The sequence below is a fragment of the Snodgrassella sp. B3882 genome (genome assembly GCF_026535915.1).
In the GTDB taxonomy this organism is placed as follows: domain Bacteria; phylum Pseudomonadota; class Gammaproteobacteria; order Burkholderiales; family Neisseriaceae; genus Snodgrassella.
Map to the genome: position 1 here is coordinate 81,196 of NZ_JAFNPF010000002.1, position 18,851 is coordinate 100,046.

At 43.2% G+C, this 18,851-nt stretch carries 18 protein-coding genes; 14 read left to right on the forward strand and 4 right to left on the reverse strand.

Features of this window, described 5'->3' with window-relative positions; genetic code table 11:
- Positions 1 to 464 precede the first annotated feature (464 nt).
- Positions 465 to 1,109 carry an oxygen-insensitive NAD(P)H nitroreductase gene (gene nfsB, locus J3U68_RS09195; RefSeq protein WP_267376336.1) on the forward strand — a complete coding sequence of 215 codons (645 nt, stop codon included), beginning with the start codon at positions 465 to 467 and terminating at the stop codon, positions 1,107 to 1,109.
- 415 nt (positions 1,110 to 1,524) lie between these two features.
- Here the strand turns inward: nfsB and J3U68_RS09200 are convergent, their stop codons facing one another.
- Positions 1,525 to 2,136 (reverse strand): 5-formyltetrahydrofolate cyclo-ligase, encoded by a 612-nt coding sequence (locus tag J3U68_RS09200; protein WP_267376337.1) that lies wholly within the window; start codon positions 2,134 to 2,136, stop codon positions 1,525 to 1,527.
- Between the two features lie 223 nt (positions 2,137 to 2,359).
- On the opposite strand from J3U68_RS09200, the gene rpsB reads away from it, so the two are divergent.
- From rpsB to lpxA, 13 genes are all read left to right on the forward strand, one after another.
- Positions 2,360 to 3,109: a 30S ribosomal protein S2 gene (gene rpsB, locus J3U68_RS09205; protein WP_267376338.1), complete on the forward strand. Its 750-nt coding sequence runs from the start codon at positions 2,360 to 2,362 to the stop codon at positions 3,107 to 3,109.
- 112 nt (positions 3,110 to 3,221) lie between these two features.
- Complete coding sequence (gene tsf, locus J3U68_RS09210) at positions 3,222 to 4,094, forward strand: translation elongation factor Ts (protein ID WP_267376339.1); 873 nt, start codon at positions 3,222 to 3,224, stop codon at positions 4,092 to 4,094.
- A 171-nt stretch (positions 4,095 to 4,265) separates the two neighbouring features.
- Positions 4,266 to 4,985 (forward strand): UMP kinase, encoded by a 720-nt coding sequence (pyrH, locus tag J3U68_RS09215; protein ID WP_267376340.1) that lies wholly within the window; start codon positions 4,266 to 4,268, stop codon positions 4,983 to 4,985.
- 131 nt (positions 4,986 to 5,116) lie between these two features.
- Positions 5,117 to 5,674 (forward strand): ribosome recycling factor, encoded by a 558-nt coding sequence (gene frr, locus J3U68_RS09220; protein ID WP_267376341.1) that lies wholly within the window; start codon positions 5,117 to 5,119, stop codon positions 5,672 to 5,674.
- A 32-nt stretch (positions 5,675 to 5,706) separates the two neighbouring features.
- The gene (locus tag J3U68_RS09225; RefSeq protein ID WP_267376356.1) at positions 5,707 to 6,450 is read left to right on the forward strand and encodes an isoprenyl transferase; all 744 of its coding nucleotides are present in this window, start codon (positions 5,707 to 5,709) and stop codon (positions 6,448 to 6,450) included.
- A gap of 5 nt (positions 6,451 to 6,455) precedes the next feature.
- On the forward strand, positions 6,456 to 7,259 hold the full coding sequence (locus tag J3U68_RS09230; RefSeq protein WP_267376342.1) for a phosphatidate cytidylyltransferase: 804 nt from the start codon (positions 6,456 to 6,458) through the stop codon (positions 7,257 to 7,259).
- Between the two features lie 13 nt (positions 7,260 to 7,272).
- Positions 7,273 to 8,475, forward strand: coding sequence for a 1-deoxy-D-xylulose-5-phosphate reductoisomerase (gene ispC, locus J3U68_RS09235; RefSeq protein WP_267376343.1), 1,203 nt, complete (start codon positions 7,273 to 7,275; stop codon positions 8,473 to 8,475).
- Between the two features lie 16 nt (positions 8,476 to 8,491).
- The gene (gene rseP / locus J3U68_RS09240; RefSeq protein WP_267376357.1) at positions 8,492 to 9,829 is read left to right on the forward strand and encodes an RIP metalloprotease RseP; all 1,338 of its coding nucleotides are present in this window, start codon (positions 8,492 to 8,494) and stop codon (positions 9,827 to 9,829) included.
- Positions 9,830 to 9,832: 3 nt separating this feature from the next.
- Entirely contained in the window at positions 9,833 to 12,205 is a 2,373-nt protein-coding gene (gene bamA, locus J3U68_RS09245; RefSeq protein ID WP_267376345.1) for an outer membrane protein assembly factor BamA, read from the forward strand.
- 24 nt (positions 12,206 to 12,229) lie between these two features.
- Entirely contained in the window at positions 12,230 to 12,730 is a 501-nt protein-coding gene (locus tag J3U68_RS09250; protein ID WP_267376347.1) for an OmpH family outer membrane protein, read from the forward strand.
- 9 nt (positions 12,731 to 12,739) lie between these two features.
- Positions 12,740 to 13,801, forward strand: a complete 1,062-nt coding sequence (lpxD, locus tag J3U68_RS09255; protein ID WP_267376348.1) for a UDP-3-O-(3-hydroxymyristoyl)glucosamine N-acyltransferase — start codon at positions 12,740 to 12,742, stop codon at positions 13,799 to 13,801.
- 4 nt (positions 13,802 to 13,805) lie between these two features.
- Complete coding sequence (gene fabZ, locus J3U68_RS09260) at positions 13,806 to 14,264, forward strand: 3-hydroxyacyl-ACP dehydratase FabZ (RefSeq protein ID WP_267376349.1); 459 nt, start codon at positions 13,806 to 13,808, stop codon at positions 14,262 to 14,264.
- Between the two features lie 96 nt (positions 14,265 to 14,360).
- Positions 14,361 to 15,137 carry an acyl-ACP--UDP-N-acetylglucosamine O-acyltransferase gene (gene lpxA / locus J3U68_RS09265; RefSeq protein WP_267376350.1) on the forward strand — a complete coding sequence of 259 codons (777 nt, stop codon included), beginning with the start codon at positions 14,361 to 14,363 and terminating at the stop codon, positions 15,135 to 15,137.
- A gap of 936 nt (positions 15,138 to 16,073) precedes the next feature.
- On the opposite strand, the gene J3U68_RS09270 is transcribed toward lpxA, so the two are convergent.
- The 3 genes from J3U68_RS09270 to J3U68_RS09280 form a co-directional block, all read right to left on the reverse strand.
- Complete coding sequence (locus tag J3U68_RS09270; protein ID WP_267376351.1) at positions 16,074 to 16,502, reverse strand: ExbD/TolR family protein; 429 nt, start codon at positions 16,500 to 16,502, stop codon at positions 16,074 to 16,076.
- Positions 16,503 to 16,504: 2 nt separating this feature from the next.
- Positions 16,505 to 17,170, reverse strand: coding sequence for a MotA/TolQ/ExbB proton channel family protein (locus tag J3U68_RS09275; RefSeq protein WP_267376352.1), 666 nt, complete (start codon positions 17,168 to 17,170; stop codon positions 16,505 to 16,507).
- A 66-nt stretch (positions 17,171 to 17,236) separates the two neighbouring features.
- Positions 17,237 to 18,016, reverse strand: coding sequence for an energy transducer TonB (locus J3U68_RS09280; RefSeq protein WP_267376353.1), 780 nt, complete (start codon positions 18,014 to 18,016; stop codon positions 17,237 to 17,239).
- Positions 18,017 to 18,851 lie beyond the last annotated feature (835 nt).

Below are 18,851 nucleotides of genomic sequence, written 5' to 3' on the forward strand. Positions count from 1 at the left end.
CTGTCGCCTACCGATACACAGCTTGATTACATCAAATATCAACTGAAAATGCAATGCGAATATTTGATTGCCTTCTAAGCTTAATTGGTGTCAAAACTAGTTGACAGGTCTATGAACAGCCTGTAGTTTTTCTAATCATTAAGCGTTTTGCTTGATTCGGCATCTTTTCCAGCTGCACTTTAAATTATTTTCCATCGCAGACATTGATGTGCTTTTCGCTCGCGATAGCAGAGGTTAATTTAAAGCAATGCATGATGCACAGTCTATCCGCACATTCAAATGCTTTATCACTGACATGCTGCCAAAATCTTGGTGCCTGTAGAAAACAGGCTGATACACTGTATGAACCTGTCTCTATTATTGAGTTAGATTTACCGCCTTGCAGTGCAGCGGTAAATGGATAACATTGCTGAAACGCTGGACAAGAATAATAGCATCATTTCTCCCAACAATAGGAAAGCCATATGAACATAGTTGATATTTCAAAACAGCGTTACACCACTAAACATTACGATAAAAATAAACGTATTCCTGCTGAGCAATTAGCTCAATTGTTGGAAGTGATCAGAAACAGTCCAACTTCAGTGAACTCACAACCCGGTCATTTTTTTGTGATAGATAATGATCAGGCTCGCGCTAAAATCATGCCGGCCATTATGGAGCCCAATCAGCAACGTATTGCTGATGCCTCACACACAATCATATTCTGTGTAAAAAGCCCGTTAAGCGAACAGCACTTACAAAATCTGCTGGCTCAGGAAGACAAAGATGGTCGCTTTACCTCTGCAGAAGACAAACAGATGATGGATCAGGGACGGCGTATGTTTGTTGAATACAACAGCAACACACCGCAGTGTCAGCTTGAGTGGGAAGCAAAACAGCTTTATATCTCCTTGGGGCAATTGTTATTTGCAGCAACAGCCATCGGAGTAGATTCAACCGCGATGGAAGGTTTTGATAAAGCCAAAATGGATGAAGTTCTTGATTTAAACCAGCAGGGCTTACGCAGTGTCTTGGTGGTTACCCTAGGATATCGCAGCGCAGATGACAGCAATGCCAGTCGCCCAAAATCCCGGTTGCCAAAAGAGCAAATATTTACTCAATTATAATACCGATAAAAAATTAAGCCATCATTGAATTGCTGGTTTGCGCACAAATCACTGGGTGCCTGAAACAACCTCGGTGCCTAGTGATAAGCTTATTCTAAAAGCTCATTTCTTAACTGACCACCGTTCTATAGCATCAAAAACGATCCAACTTGCTGAAAAAAATTATAAACTCGCTAAGTTCCATATTAGATAATTTTCTATGTATCGATGTCAAAGCCAATAGCCTAAACAGCTCTGTGCTTTGTTAACATGATAATCTCATCATTATGTTCATTTCAGACTCTTCAATCCATTTTCTTGCTTTGCTTGTAGCAAGAATATTTTATTAGTAGGCAATGATTTGACGTGAAAATAGCTAACTATTGTATAGCGGATAGCGTCAATATGAGCCAAATAACCCAACTAAATGCTCTAATTATGATGATTGAAAATACTGATAGCCTTGTTCACTGACAAATACTGGGATAGTAATATCGTGTTGCTCAGTCGCAATGTGTTCAACTTGTTGGCAACTAAAACCGACACCAATTAATCGCGGCTTAAGCTGGTGATGTTTGCCTAGGGTAGCATCATAGTAACCGCCTCCTTGTCCCAGCCTGTGCCCTTGCGAATCAATACCCAGTAGCGGCATTAACAAAGTATTCAATCGATGCACTCGAATTTTGTCACCCTTGAACTGCGGGATTCTCCCCTGCCGCCCGTACAAATTCTGTAGTCGCAGATCGCGCTTAGTCACACGTTGACCGACTAGACGTGGACATGGGGTAAACCATAACTGACGAGAGTGTGCTTCAATATAGGGTAAATAAACGGTTGCTCCACGTTGTTGTGCAGTCACAATCCACGATAAAAGTGACAGTTCACTACCCATAGCCCAATATACACCAATACGCTTTTGACGGCGGATATAACGATACAATAGACGATTCACCCGCTTAGTTGCCGCTTGTCGGCTATCTCGGCTCAGTGACTTACGTCTTTGTCGCAACTTGAGTCTTAATTGTTGTTTTTCTACGTGGGGAGTCATCGAAATCGCTTTATCATTTAAAGTGCAATGAGGAATATAATTTTATTTGTTTTAAGCATAATACCGCTTCTACTGACTTGTAGAAACCGGTTTTTTTCTGTATTATTTCACCGTTTTGCCTCGGTAAAATTTTTTGAAACGCTCGCATCGTACGCGAAAGGGTGCTCTGAAAAGAGTTCTATGTGTGGCGATGTCAGGCTTTAACCCTTTAAGGATAAGAATTATGTCACAAATTACTATGCGCCAGATGTTGGAAGCAGGCGTTCACTTTGGTCACCAGACCCGCTACTGGAATCCGAAAATGGCTGAATACATTTTCGGTGCTCGCAACAAAATCCACATCATCAATTTGGAAAAAACTTTGCCAATGTTTGTGGAAGCTCAGGATGTAGTTCGTCGTCTGGCTGCTAATAAAGGTACAGTGCTGTTTGTTGGTACCAAACGTCAAGCGCGCGACATCATCAAAGAAGAAGCGATCCGTGCAGGTGCGCCTTATGTAGACCATCGTTGGTTGGGCGGTATGCTAACCAACTACAAAACCGTTAAACAGTCTATCAAACGTCTGGAAGAAAAAACTGCTGCATTGGAAAATGCTACTGAAGCAGGTTACGGTAAAAAAGAAATTCTGGAAATGCAGCGTGAAGTAGCCAAACTGGAACGCTCTTTAGGCGGTATTAAAGACATGAAAGGTCTGCCAGATGCCATTTTCGTTATCGATACTGGGTACCAAAAAGGTACTTTGGTTGAAGCGGCTAAACTGGGTATTCCAGTAATCGCTGTTGTTGATACCAATAACAGTCCTGATGACGTGAAATATGTGATTCCTGGTAACGATGACTCTGCCAAAGCAATCCGTCTGTATTGCCGTGGCATCGCTGACGCTATTTTGGAAGGTAAATCTCAGTCATTGCAGGAAGTGGTTCAGGCTGCTCAAGCTGCGGAAGAAAAACAGGCTGCCGCTGCTGCTGAATAATCTGATATTTACAGTTTTTGTAAAAGAAGGGGACATCAGTGCCCCCTTTTTTTAAATAATTTTCCGGTCGGAGGGTGTCCGACTGAATGAAATCAAGTTTAAGGAGTAAAACATGGCTGCAATTACTGCAAAAATGGTAGGTGATTTGCGCGCTGCTACCGGTCTGGGCATGATGGAGTGCAAAAAAGCATTGGTAGAAGCTGACGGTGACATGGAAAAAGCTGAAGAAATCCTGCGCATCAAATCTGGTGCTAAAGCCGGTAAACTGGCTGGTCGTACTGCAGCTGAAGGCGTTGTGGCTGAATATGTTGATGGTCAGGTTGGTGCTTTGGCTGAAATCAACTGTGAAACCGACTTCGTGGCTAAAGATGCCAGCTTTATGGCATTTGCTCAGTCAGTAGCAAAAGCCGTTGCTGTACATAATCCAGCATCATTGGAAGCATTGGCAGAAGTGAAAACTGATGACGGCGTGACTGTGGAAGAAGCCCGCAAAGCCGTGATTGCTAAACTGGGTGAAAACATCACTGTTCGCCGCTTCGAACGTATCGAAACCGCAGGTGGGCTGGTTACCTATATGCATGGCAACAAAATCGGCGTTATGGTAGAACATACCGGTGGTGATGCACAGGCTATCCGTCAGGTAGCGATGCACATTGCTGCGTCTAAACCAAAATGTGTATCAGCCGCTGAAGTGGATCCAGAATTGGTTGCTAAAGAGCGTCATATTTATGAAGAACAAGCTGCTGCTTCTGGTAAACCAGCCAACATCATTGAGAAAATGGTTGATGGTCGAGTGCAAAAATTCCTGGCAGAAGTAACTTTGCTTGGTCAGCAATTTGTGATCAATCCTGATCTGACTGTGGAAAAATTCTTAAAAGAACAAAACGCCGTTGTGAATCGTTTTGTGGCATTCCATGTCGGTGAAGGCATTGAGAAAAAAGAAGTGGATTATGCAGCAGAAGTAGCCGCCGCTTCCAAAGTTTAAGGGAGCTAAAGCCATGGGCACTCTTGATTCAGATTCCTGAATCAGGGTGCTTTTTTTTCAGCCATTTGTTTTTCAGCAAACAGAGAACTGAAATAAAAGTTCCCTAAAGTACGATTTAAAATTAAAGTGATAGCTAAAGGCTATCCAGTGCAAACGACAGAAAGAGCGATTATGACTAAACCAGCAAAATACAAGCGAGTTTTATTGAAATTGTCCGGTGAGGCATTAATGGGGCCTGATGCTTTTGGTATCAATCGCGACACCATCATGCAAATAACCGCTCAGGTCAAAGAAGTGGTAGAGATGGGTGTAGAAGTGGCCATTGTTATTGGTGGTGGAAATATTTTCCGTGGTATGGCACAGTCAGCCAAGGGTATGGAACGAGCCACTGCTGATTACATGGGCATGATGGCCACCGTGATGAATGCACTGGCATTAAAAGAAGCATTTGAAAGTCAGAATGTTAAAGCACGCGTTCAGTCGGCACTCAGTATGCAGCAAGTGGCTGAAACCTATGCCCGACCAAAAGCGATTCAGTATCTGGAGGAGGGCAAAGTAGTCATCTTTGCCGCAGGTACTGGCAACCCATTTTTTACTACCGATACTGCAGCCAGCCTGCGTGGTGTAGAAATGAACTGTGATATTATGTTGAAAGCAACTAATGTCGATGGCGTTTATGCCGCAGATCCGAAAACCAATCCTGATGCTAAACGCTATCAGGAAATTACCTTTGATCAGGCGATCAATCAGAATCTTAAAGTAATGGATGCCACCGCATTTGCTCTGTGTCGTGAACAAAAACTGAATATTGTGGTGTTCGGTATATTCAAGCCGGGGGCATTGAAACAAGTTATTATGGGCGAAGATGTCGGTACATTGGTACACGTTTAATCTAGTCCATACAATCCTAAACAACTTGTGGCAACGAGTATACTGGGTTAGTATGCGCGTTTGCCGCTAGCCGGTAGCAGAAAATTCTGCCCGGAATGACATTAACGCAGCCGAATCAGACAGGAATTTTCATGATTAACGAAATTCAACGCACTGCTGAAACCAAAATGCAGAAATCCATCGAAGTATTGCGCGAAAACCTTTCAAAAGTTCGTACCGGACGCGCACATACTGGTCTATTGGATCAGGTAGAAGTAGAATATTATGGTAGTATGGTTTCAATCAGTCAGGTGGCCAGTGTTACCTTGATTGATGCACGCACTATCGGTGTTAAACCGTACGAAAGTAAAATGGCTGCAGCGATTGAAAAAGCCATTCGCAATTCAAGTCTAGGTCTTAACCCTGCGGCAATGGGTGATCTGATTCGTGTACCCATGCCAATGCTGACCGAAGAGCGTCGTAAAGACCTAATAAAAGTTGTCCGCGCAGAAGTAGAAGATGGTCGGGTAGTGGTGCGCAATGTCCGTCGTGATGCCAATAATGATCTAAAGCGTCTGCTGAAAGATAAAGAAATCAGTGAAGACGAAGCGCGTCGTGGTGAAGAAGGCATCCAAAAAATTACCGATAAATATATTGCAGACATCGATAAAATGTTGGCCACCAAAGAAGCCGATTTAATGGCCATCTAGACCTTACATGGCAAAAAGGAAGTACATTGACTATCAGTAGTACTCAAAACGTTCCTGCACATACCGATATACCACAGCACATTGCGGTGATTATGGACGGTAATGGTCGCTGGGCAAAAAAACGCCTAATGCCTCGCATAATGGGGCACAAAAAAGGGCTGGAAATGCTGGAAGAAATGACCGCCAATTGTTCGCGTATGGGGGTTCGTTATCTCACCGTATTTGCTTTTTCCACTGAAAACTGGCGTCGACCGCTGGACGAAGTGAATTTTTTAATGGGGTTATTTTTGCAATCATTGCAAAAACGAGTGCAGAAACTGCATAAAAACAATCTTCGTTTACGGGTCATTGGTGATCGCAGCCGTTTTGCGGCTGAAATTGTTGCTGGTATAGAAGCTGCGGAAACACTGACAGCCAATAATACCGGCTTAACCCTGACTATCGCTGCTGATTATGGCGGTCGCTGGGATATTCTTCAGGCAGTCAACCAGGCCATTGAAGCAGGCGAAAAACAAATTACCGAAGCATCGATTTTGCCTTATTTATCTTTGGGTGATGCTCCGGAACCAGACCTGTTTATCCGTACTGGTGGCGAAACCCGTATCAGTAACTTTCTACTCTGGCAGTTGGCTTATACCGAATTGTATTTTACCCAAGTGCTTTGGCCAGACTTTGATAAGACCGAACTAACCCGCGCTATTGAATCATATCAACAACGCGAACGTCGCTTTGGTCGTACTTCCGAGCAATTACCCATAGCTGAACAGCGCCCATAACACTTATGCTTAAACAACGTATACTCACCGCCTTAGTGATCTTACCCTTAATGATAGGAATGTTGTTTTGGGCAAATAATATCGTGTGGGCAGCATTTTCCGGACTCATTGCTTTATTAGCATTGTGGGAATATGGGCGGATTGCTGGATTGAGTCCATGGCAGAATGGTTTTTATCTACTCATTACTGCGTGTGGTGGTGCTTACTTGTATCATCAGCATGGACAATTAACGTCATGGTTGCAATGGTTGGTGCTGTTCTTCTGGGTGATTATTGTTCCATTGTGGTTGAGGTTTAAATGGAAAATCAAAGCCAACATCTTTGCCCCATTGATTGGCTGGATATTGATGCTGCCATTTTGGTATGCCTTGGTTTACCTGCGTCCAGATAGCGCCGCTGCGTGGTCATTGTTGACCATTCTGGCTTTAATTTGGATAGCAGATATTGCCGCATACTTTTGTGGTCGAACCTTGGGCAAACACAAACTGGCCCCTACCATCAGCCCGAATAAAAGCTGGGAAGGTGCCATTGGTGCTGTCGTCTTTGTGGCCATTTATACCTTTATCTTACAACAACAAGGTTGGTTGCCGATTAAATTGCCTTTATGGCAGACCCTGTTGCTGGCATTGGTTTTGACGGCAGTTAGCATTATTGGCGACTTGCTGGAAAGCTTATTAAAACGTTCTGCTGGCGTTAAAGACAGCAGTCAGCTTCTGCCAGGACATGGTGGCGTGTTTGACCGTGTTGATTCCATGATTGCTGTGTTAAGTGTCTATGCTGCATTGCGCTGGCTTACCGCTTTAGTATAAAGTGATCTTGCTCATGTCTAGTCATCGTCCAATTGCCATCACCATTCTTGGAGCCACTGGAAGCATTGGTCTGAATACCCTAGACGTCATTAGCCGTCACCCAGACCGATTTCGAGTATTTGCCTTAACTGCCCATCGACAGATTGAGCGCTTAGCCGAATTATGTTTGCGTTTTCAACCTGAATATGCTGTGGTGGCTGAATCGGCCGATGCGCTTCGTTTGCAGCAACAACTGCAAGCGGTGGCGTGTACCACCAAAGTATTGTATGGCGAGCAGGCTTTATGCGATGTGGCTCAATCTAATGATACCGACGCTGTCATGGCGGCAATTGTCGGTGCGGCTGGATTGATGCCGACATTAGCTGCGGCACAAGCCGGCAAAATAATCTATCTGGCCAACAAAGAAACATTAGTCGTGGCCGGCGCCTTATTTATGCAGGCGGTACAACAACATGGAGCGCGTTTGCTACCAGTAGATAGCGAACACAATGCCATCTATCAGGTATTACCGGATAATTACCAAGGTAATCTTAAACAGGCAGGAATACAATCTCTCATACTTACCGCTTCCGGTGGTCCTTTTCTGCATACCGCTCTAAAAGACTTTGCTTCTATCACACCTGAACAGGCAGTCAGACACCCAAACTGGAGTATGGGTCAAAAAATTTCCGTTGATTCCGCCACCATGATGAATAAGGGGCTAGAACTAATCGAAGCACACTGGTTATTTCACGCCCCCGCCGATCAACTTGAAGTAATCATTCATCCACAAAGCGTCATTCATAGCATGGTACGCTATATTGACGGATCAGTTTTAGCACAACTGGGTGTCGCTGACATGCGCATTCCCATCGCCCATTGTTTGGGCTTACCCGAACGGATTGTATCTGGAGCCAGCAGCTTAGATTTTACTCAGTTAAGCGGGTTACATTTTCTCAGCGCAGATTTTAATCGTTTTCCATGTTTGAAATTGGCTTATGATGTCTTACATAGCAGTAATCCAGCCAGTTCATGCGTCTTAAATGCTGCGAACGAAATAGCTGTGGCTGCTTTTCTACATAACCAGATTGCTTTCACAGATATTGCATCATTAGTAGATTGTTGCCTAGAATCATACAGTGGTCATGCTGCAATACACGTTGAAGAATTATTAGCCTTAGATAAGCAGGTACGAGCTGCTGCACAAAAATGGGTAAATAGCCGCATGAGCAAATAAAAACGGAGAGACCATGTTGTTAACCATCATTGCTTTTATTGTGGCAATATTATTGTTAGTAAGTTTGCATGAACTAGGACATCTGATCGTGGCGCGGTTATGTGGTGTCAAAGTGTTGCGTTTCAGTATTGGCTTTGGAAAACCATTTTTTCGCTACCAACGTGCCGGCATTGAATGGTGTCTGGCTCCCATTCCCTTGGGTGGTTATGTCAAAATGGTCGATACGCGAGAAGGCGACGTAAACCCAGATGATCTGCCCTATGCATTTGATCGTCAGCATCCCCTAAAGCGCATTGCCATTGTGGTTGCCGGTCCATTAACCAACCTGATTCTGGCGGCAATATTGTATACTGCCAGTTTTGGTATTGGTGGTGTGACTCAGCTCAAACCATGGATAGGTATGGTTGAACAGGGTAGCGTAGCAGAAAGAGCCGGATTTAAGCCAGAAGATCGCATCACCAGCGTCAATGGTGAAACAGTGACCGATTGGGCTGATGCCCAAACGAAAATCATGTTGAATTTAGATAGTGGCACAGTACAGGTTGCCGTGACAACGCCAACTGGTCAACAGGCGATCCGATCACTAAACATTGCCGGCACAACTGCTGCAAAAGAAGCGGCACAGTCTGGCTACATCGGTTTAGTGCCGTCTAAAGTCACCAACCGCATTGGTGCCGTGTTGCCTGACAGCGTGGCTGCCAAAGCTGGGTTGCAAGTTGGAGATACCTTATTGAGCATCAATGGCGTCAAAGTGACTAGCTGGCAGCAATGGGTAGAAATTATTCGTGCCAACGCCGGTGCCAAACTGGATATCAGCTTTGCGCGTAACAACCAAATTCAGACGACCAGCCTGCGTCCTGACTCAGTCCAACAAAACGGCGAGATAATCGGTCAAATTGGTATTGGTGCCATGCGTGACGAAGTTTGGGAAAAACAAATTCGTCAGCATTATCAGCCCAATTTGACCCAAGCCATTCGCTTGGCGTTTCAGCGTACCTGGGATTACATCAGTATGACTTTGTCACTTTTTGGCAAATTATTAACAGGTCAGGCATCTTTACATTACCTGTCCGGCCCGCTGACCATTGCTGATGTGGCCGGGAAAACCGCCGCTTTAGGCTGGCAAAGCTATACAGAATTTCTTGCCTTAGTGAGTATCAGCTTAGGCGTATTGAATTTATTACCCATTCCCATGTTAGATGGCGGACATTTCATGTATTATGCTGTCGAATGGATACGTGGCAAACCTTTAAGCCTGAGAGTACAGGAAATTGGACTACGTATTGGCATGGGCGCCATGTTAATGTTGATGTTAGTAGCTTTCTTCAACGATATTACCCGTTTGTTTGGATGAATAATGAAAATAAAGCAGATTACCGTCAGTTTAATGGCTTTAGGCCTAACTTCACTGGCTTTTGCAGTCGAGCCGTTTACAATTAAAGACATTCGGGTCGAGGGTCTACAACGTACCGCACCCACTACCGTATTTAGCTATTTACCGGTGAAAATCGGTGATACCTTCACCGATGGCGAAGGGGAGAATATTGTCAAAAAACTGTATGCTACCGGTTTTTTTGATGACATCCGCGTCGAGACCATGGGAAATCAGGTTTTACTCACCGTAGTTGAACGTCCCATTATCAGCAGCTTCGATGTCACCGGTGGTAAAACCATCAACAACAATGATATCAAAAAGAATCTAAGCAATTTTGGTCTGGGTCAATCGCGCGTATTTAATCCGGCGATGTTACAACAAGCCGTAGAAGGCTTGCGTGACGCTTATCGGCAAAAAGGGAAAACCGCCGTCACCATCACACCTAAAGTAACCCGTCTTGAGCGCAATCGCGTTGCTGTAGAGCTGAAAATTGATGAAGGTACCACCACCACCATCAAAACCATACAATTCCAAGGTAATCAGCATTACTCATCGCGTACATTACGCAAACAAATGTCCCTTAGTCCGCACAACTGGATGAGCTGGCTATCCAAAAACGATCGTTTCTCAGAAAACCAGTTCAAAGATGATCTGGATAATCTGAGTAACTTTTATCAGGATCATGGATATCTCAACTTCCGCATTACCGATGTTAATGTCAGCAATAGCGATGGTAAAGTCTCTCAGGCGATCAGTATCACTGTCGATGAAGGCGAACGCTATCGCTGGGGTAATGTTACCGTAGGGGGTGATACCCGCGAAGTTCCACTGGAAGCCCTACAGCAACTGGTCAAAATCAAACCAGGTAAATGGTATAACCGTGGTCAAATGATTAATACCATCAAAGCCATTCAGGATCGCATGGGTAGCAATGGTTATGCCTTTAGTCAGGTCGATGTCCGTCCGATGGCCAACGACAGCAACAAAACCGTTGATTTTGTCCTCAACGTTATTCCTGATCGTAAAGTCTATGTTAACCAGATCAACATCACCGGTAATAACAAAACCCGCGATGAAGTGTTACGACGCGAGCTGCGTCAGATGGAACGCGCACCATATGATACTTACAAAATCAACCGATCCAAGGAACGTATTCAGCAGCTTGGATACTTTGATAATGCTCAGGTAGACATTAAATCCGTTCCCAATACGCCAGATCAGGTAGATTTGGATATGAGTGTTAAAGAGCGCTCAACTGGTTCCATCAACGTGGGTGCCGGCTGGGCGCAAGATGATGGTCTGCTTCTGTCGGCCGGTATTGCACAGGATAATTTATTTGGCACCGGTAAATCCGCTAGTCTACAACTGTCACGATCTAAAGTAAGTCAGGTTGCCGGCTTATCCTTTACCGATCCCTATTTCACACCGGATGGAGTCAGTCTGGGCTACAACCTTTACTACCGTGGCTATAATCCGAGTAAATCAGAAAGTAACGCCATGGATTACAAAACCACCACTGTAGGTGCTGGTGTAAACCTCGGCGTTCCGGTAACCGAACATGACCGTGTTAATTTCGGCTTGGGTGTAGAACATTTGTCTGTAAATGTATATGGAGATTATGCTCCACAGCGTTATCAAGATTTTGTTGATGAACATGGCAAAAATAATTGGATCGTTAAAGGTACCGTAGGCTGGGGACGCAATACTACCGATAGTGCGGTATGGCCAACACGTGGTTATATCATCAATGCCAATATGGACAGTGGTCTGCCAGGCGGAGATTTACAGTACTACAGTTTCAGCCATGATCAGCGCTGGTATTTCCCCTTAAGCAAAAACTTTACCCTAATGCTGTATGGTCAACTTGGTTATGCTGATAGTTATGGTAAAACCAAAGATCTGCCTTTTATGTATGCGTTTAGTGGCGGTGGTTTAGGTTCCGTACGTGGGTACGAGTCTGGAACCCTAGGTCCGAAATACTATAATCGATATAAAAGTGGTAGCTGGAGTAGTGATAGCACCAGTTATGGTGGTAATTACATCGCCACAGCCTCCGCTGAACTATTATTCCCAGTGCCAGGTATTAAAGATCAACATACCGTACGCTTAAGTATGTTTGCTGATGCTGGTAGTGTCTGGGATAATAAAACTTATACTTTTGTAGGACAAAAAAATCCCTATTCAAGTCAAAGTCATAAATCTAGCCTCAGTAATGAAGCACGTTATTCTGCTGGTTTGGCTGTGACTTGGTTATCACCCATGGGACCCTTGAAGTTCAGTTATGCTTATCCGATTCACAAAAAACCGGAAGACCAGTTACAGCGCTTTCAGTTCCAGTTAGGAACAACGTTCTAATCGCTGTTAGATAAGGACAGATTAATGCTTAAAAAAATTGCTTTTGCGTTTGCTTTAGCCAGCCTGTTCTGCCGATTTACCTGGGCAGAAAGTATCCAAAAGCTGGGTTTTATTGATACCAGTCGCGTCTATCAGCAATCTATACAGGCACAATCGATTCAAAAACAGCTGGATCAAGAATTCAGTGCTCGCCAGAAAAAGCTTCAAATCATGCAAAATGAAGGCTTGAAGCTTAAAGAAGCGATTGAGTCAGGTAAAGTTCCTGTAAATGAACGCGAAGCAAAAATTAAGCAAATGCTGGAAATGGATCAGCGCTATAAAGAAGCTGCAGCTAAACTGGCTGAAGACTACAATCTTCGTCGTAATGAAGAATTTGCTTCATTACAGCAAAATGCCAATAAAGTCATCATAGAACTGGCGCGCAAAGAGGGTTATGACCTGATCATTCAGGATGCCATCTTTGTCAACAGCAAATTTGATATCACTGATGCGGTGATTAAGGCACTTAATGCACAGAAACCATAAGGTATTTTCATGGCTTTGAACCAGATCACCGCCACCGAGTTGGTCCGCCAACTCGGTGGACAACTACGTGGTGAAGATGTTCTCATCACCAACATCACCTCATTACAACAAGCTGGTGGCAACGATATCAGCTTTCTTAGCAATCCGCGCTTGCGAGCTCAGGCGCAGGATAGTCGAGCCGGTGTGCTGATCGTAACGGAAAACTCAGCCGAAATCTTGTCAGGTCGCACCCTAATCGTAACGGATGACCCATATCTGTACTTTGCTCGAGTGGCTCGACTATTTCATCCACGCAGTCAACCTCAGGCAGGAATTCATCCCAGCGCCGCTATCGCCGCCACTGCACAAATCGCACCAAATTGTGAAATCGGTGCCCATGTGGTGATTGGTGAACGTACCGTAGTGAAAGACAACACACGTATTTTGGCCGGAACAGTCATCGAAGAAGATTGTACTATTGGTCAAGATTGTGTCATTCATCCCAACGTCACCATCTATCATGGTTGCCAATTAGGAGACCGAGTAGAATTACACTCAGGATGTGTGATTGGCGCAGATGGCTTTGGCTTGGCTTGGGATAAACAAAAAAATCAATGGTTCAAAATAGTGCAAACCGGTGCAGTTATACTGGGTAATGATGTCGAAATTGGGGCCAATACCACCATAGACCGAGGCGCGATTGAAAACACCGTCATTGAAGATGATGCTAAAATAGATAATCAGGTCATGATCGGACACAATGGCAAAATTGGTGCCCATGTGGCGATTGTTGCCTGTACAGGTATCGCCGGCAGTACCGAAGTAGGTGCCAATTCCGTCATTGGTGGAGCGGCCATGATAGGCGGACATCTAAGCATACCGCCCAAAACCACCATCGGTGCAGCCACCGCCGTCAGCCACAGTATTAAAGAAAGTGGTCACTATGCTTCCATTTTTCCCTTACAGAAACACAAGGATTGGGTTAAAAATGCAGCTCATATACGGCATCTGCACGAAATGAATCAGAAAATAAAAGAATTGGAACAGCAACTGGCTCAACTAAGCAGCCAATTATCAGACCCTCAGGAATAAAATAATGGATTTGTCTTTACCCATCGACGTTCGTACCTTACAAAAATTATTACCTCATCGTTACCCGTTCTTATTGATCGATCGGGTCATCGCCTACGATACCGAGGCCTTGACCTTAAGTGCCATTAAAAACGTCACCGCTAACGAACCCTTTTTTCAGGGTCATTTCCCAGATTTTCCCGTTATGCCCGGTGTGTTGATTATCGAAGCCATGGCACAAGCCTGTGGTACCTTAGCGATTCTAAGCCATGGTGGTCGAGAAGATGATGAAATATACTTTTTCGTTGGCATCGACAATGCCAGATTTAAACGTCAAGTTGTACCAGGAGATCAGTTGAAATTTGAAGTACAGCTCTTAGCCAACAAACGTGGCATTGGTAAATTCAAAGCAGTAGCATTAGTTGAAGGTCAGATTGCAGCCGAAGCTGACATCATGTGTGCTAAGCGACAGGTAGAAAAATAACCTTCTAATGCAACTCAACTTCAAACGTTTTAAACAAATTAAAACCTGATTAACCCAAATTGTTTCGGTTAATCAGGATAAAAGCAGGAAATATACATGACTCAGATTCACCCTACAGCCATTATCGATCCCAAAGCAGAACTGGATAGTAGTGTCTCTGTGGGTGCCTACACCGTTATCGGCCCGCATGTACAGATCGACAGCAATACTGACATTGGTCCCCATGTTGTCATTGATGGACATACCACTATTGGCAGCAATAACCGCATATTTCAGTTTGCTTCATTAGGGGCCATTCCTCAGGATAAAAAATACCGTGATGAACCCACTAAATTAATCATCGGGAACAATAACACCATCCGTGAATTTACCACCTTCAATACCGGTACCGTAACCGGAATTGGTGAAACGCGCATCGGAGATGACAACTGGATCATGGCTTATGTCCATCTGGCACATGATTGCGTAGTCGGCAATCATACCATCTTTGCCAACAATGCTTCACTGGCAGGACATGTCGTCATCGGTGATTATGTATTGCTGGGGGGATATTCACTGGTTCATCAATTTTGTATCATCGGCGACTATGCCATGACCGCTTTCGCTGCCGGCGTCCACAAAGATGTACCGCCTTATGTGATGGCTGCCGGATATCGGGCGGAGCCTGCTGGACTCAATACCGAAGGATTGCGCCGCCATCATTTTACCCCTGAGCAGATTGCCAACATAAAGCGCTTGTATAAAATTCTGTATCGGGAAGGATTAACCTATACTGAAGCCCAAGCCAAAATCATGGCTGAAGCCGATAGTGCTCCAGAGTTACATGTATTCAAAGAATTTTTTTCGCAATCAACTCGTGGTGTCATTCGTTGATTAGCATCTTGTACCCTTCGGCAGAATAGTTAATATTATTCTGCCGGTTTTCATTAGCAAACTTAATCAAATATTCATTCATCAACACAAAAAAAGCATCTTCTTACTGTTCGAACTTCAGCACCATCAACCTTATCCATACATACTAGCTAAATCTGCACCTCATGACCGGTAAAGAACGTCGCAAACAACCATCTTCAGTCAATGCTAAGTAGCTTAAATCTCTGTTTGTTACCATAAAAGAACCAGCAAACAGTAAGAATTTAGTAACTGCTTAAAACAATTTGCCTGCCATCAAAAAATATTCGCATGTAGAAAGTACTGATCGATATTTGATAGTATTAAATCTTTCTTAACCAAAAAACCATTTTGACCATGTTTACTTTATAAAAAATGGGTCAGACCACGTATTAAAAATTTTAATCTGGGCTTAAATAGCTATCGGCAAAAATCCTGTTTCAGTTTGAAATTAGTCATCAGAGAATATTCAATCCAGTGACACACAGAATAGACCTAAACAACTAAACTCAAAAGATGGTCAGAGAGTCAACAAATCAATACCAACATAACATTAAGTCAAAACCACATCCGCGTATTTAGATTCAGGTAATCAAATTCAGCAAAAGCTAAGCTTGCTTAAATTATCGACAGTATTCCACCTTGCCGTCTTAATTCTTTCTATTCCTATTTCAATTAATGAAGCGCGCCAGAATATTTACAAACATCGAAATGCTCATAAACACCTTTAGCATCCTAATACGTATAAATAAACTGTATCTTGTATACTTAGAAGCTTAATTTCCTTCACGGCCGACCCCATTCAGATTCTTACAATAGTAGCCCAAAGTTAATCCGAACCACCTTAACTGGCCATTTCAGCGAAAAAAAGGTTTTCTGCTTAGAGAAAACCCATATTGATTCAAGTTTTAATTAAACTCAATTTTTTTCATTTTCTTGTGTAACAAATCCAACCTTGACAAGACCTGCTTCACGAGCTGAAGCCAATACCTGTGCAATTGAATCGTAGGCAACATTCTTATCCGCCGCAATGGCCAATACCACGTCTGGATCGTTTTTTACTTGTGCACTCAAATTTGAACGTAATTGAGCCAAAGTGATTGCCTGATCGCCCAGCATAAACTGACCATTTATATCAATCGCCAATCGCAGTGGTGCTTTTGGTTCTTTTTGTTGTTTAGCCATCGTTGCTTGTGGAGTAGGCAAAGATAAGGGTATAGAGTGTGTTAGTACCGGCATAGTAATCATAAAGACAATCAACAGCACCAACATCACATCCACTAAAGGGGTGACATTAATTTCTGCAGATTCATGTGCCTCATCATCGCTAAAATGACCAAAAGCCATGATTAATCTCCACTATTCAATAACTGATCATGCAAATCGTGCGCAAATCCATCCAGATCACGAGCCAGATTTTTTTTACCACGAACCAGTCCGTTATAAAATAACAGAGCAGGAATAGCTGCAAACAGACCTATCGCCGTTGATATCAGCGCCTCACCAATAGGACCGGCTACGGCAGCAATATTCATCTGTCCAGTATGGCCAATATTAATCAGTGCATGGTAAATGCCCCATACAGTACCAAATAAACCAATAAATGGCGCACTGGAGCTGATAGACGCCAATAGAGTTAGTCCTGCCTCATAACGGCGCATGATCTGTTCCATACTGTTGCGAATCCGGCTGGTCAGAAATTGATTGAACGGTAAAGCTGCGGCTAAAGTACGATTAGATCGATCATGGTAATCTTGCTTTGCCTGAATAGCATCTTTAGCCAATAGCGCAATGGGTGAATAATTGTCTACTAATTGATTGCGAACTTGAGCTAAACTTTCTGCAGTAGAAAAACAAACTAAAGCTTCGCGATTAAACTTCTTAGCGCGCCACAGACTGTAGCATCGTATCAGAGCAATAATCCAAGTCATTAGACTCATCAGCACCAGAATTGCCAATACAGTTAACAAAATCCAGCCACTTTGAGCATATATAGAACTAATATTACCATCCATAAATCACTACCTTGAAAACATTAAATAATTAAATATTTATCATTACCATCTTAAAGCGTATCCACATCATGACTTAAAAGAGAAATTCACATTGAACGTATACGAATAAGGTATGGCGACACCATTCCTGGTTGCCGGTTTGAATCGATGTCTTTTTACTGCAATAGTTGCAGAGCGATCCAAGCGACCAAAACCACTTGATTTCACAACCTTGACATTCAAAGGGATACCTTCAGCAGAGACCGATACAGAAATCCCTACAACCCCTTTTTCACCAGCTGCTATAGAATCTGGAGGATAGGTGGGTCTCAGCCCAGGCAAATAATTGCCTTTATATTCCTCAGGAACTTTAATTCCTTTTTCTGATGGACCCTTACCACCTCCTTGAGAACCCTTACCATTATTGTCTTTATTACCAGAATTTCCATCTTTAGAACCCTGATCTTTGGTATTTCCTTTTGATTCTTGATTACCAGATGAGTTTACTTCCTTAGAGGATTCCTCTTGCCTAGGTTTAGTGACTACCGGCGGAGTTTTTGTCGTGGTTTGCTGGGTCTGAAAATGACTGACTTTTTTGGTGGCCACCACCGGTTTAATATATGTGCGTTCTGGTGTTGCCTTTTTGATTGGATGACTAACCTTGGGAGGTGGAGGAGATGAAAAGGGTGTCGCAGGAGTATCGTCAGAGCCTGCACTCTTCCCATCTACTCCCAAATCAACATAATCAAGAGATAGATTGTCATCATATTCGATATGTTGCCCCTTAAAAACTGCCCAAAACAGTAAAACATGCATTATTAGAACAAAGACAACAATCAAAAAATTGGCTTTTTGTTGGTTTTTCATATCGACTATATGTTAATGTAAATTATTATTGTTCGCAATAAGATGTTAACTTAATAGCATTGAAGAGTTCTTTGATAACCCTTAAAACCTCAAAATGGCGCGCTGTTTGCAACTATATAAGCAGTGATAATACGAAAAAAATCAATATAACCTATTCTTATTATTCAATCGCACCGAAACAACAAATACACAAGCACCATCAGAATAAATAAATATTAGCATCATCAATCTGAGACGTAACCTGAATATAAATTAAGCCACTCATCAAGATTGAAAACAGCAAACCATAGGCGTGTTATTTTTTTATTGGCCACTTTAGCCAGAAATATATATATGAATCAGCAAAAAAGAGATTGCTCATCATCGCCAATTCAATTTTGCTTATTCAAGAGCAAAAAATGGTTCCGCTCGTTTAACTTTTTGTTGCTTCATCGCAGCCCCTTCGTAACAATTGAAAGAAAAAAGTATAGACAGCGAGGCAAAATACAGATGAGTGATGGGTATATACAGTTTATCTGCGCCAAAGACAAAAGCAGATAGAGAGTGAGCAAAACAGCAAAAGGGGCAAGAAATAAAAATACCCACAATTAATAACCTATGCACAAACAGGAGGTTTAGCGTGGTTGGGCAAAAAAATAGCCAATAAGGCGATAAAAAGAGTTGACATGAAAAATGATGGGGCGTATAGTTCGCCTTCTTCGCTGAAGACGGTCCGAAAAAAACCAAGCAGTTTAAAGTAGAACGCAGTCAGAAGCAACGCTCTTTAACAAACAGATTACCGATAAGTGTGAGTGCGGATAAGCCTCACACTGATTCAGAGAGACAGGATAAAAAT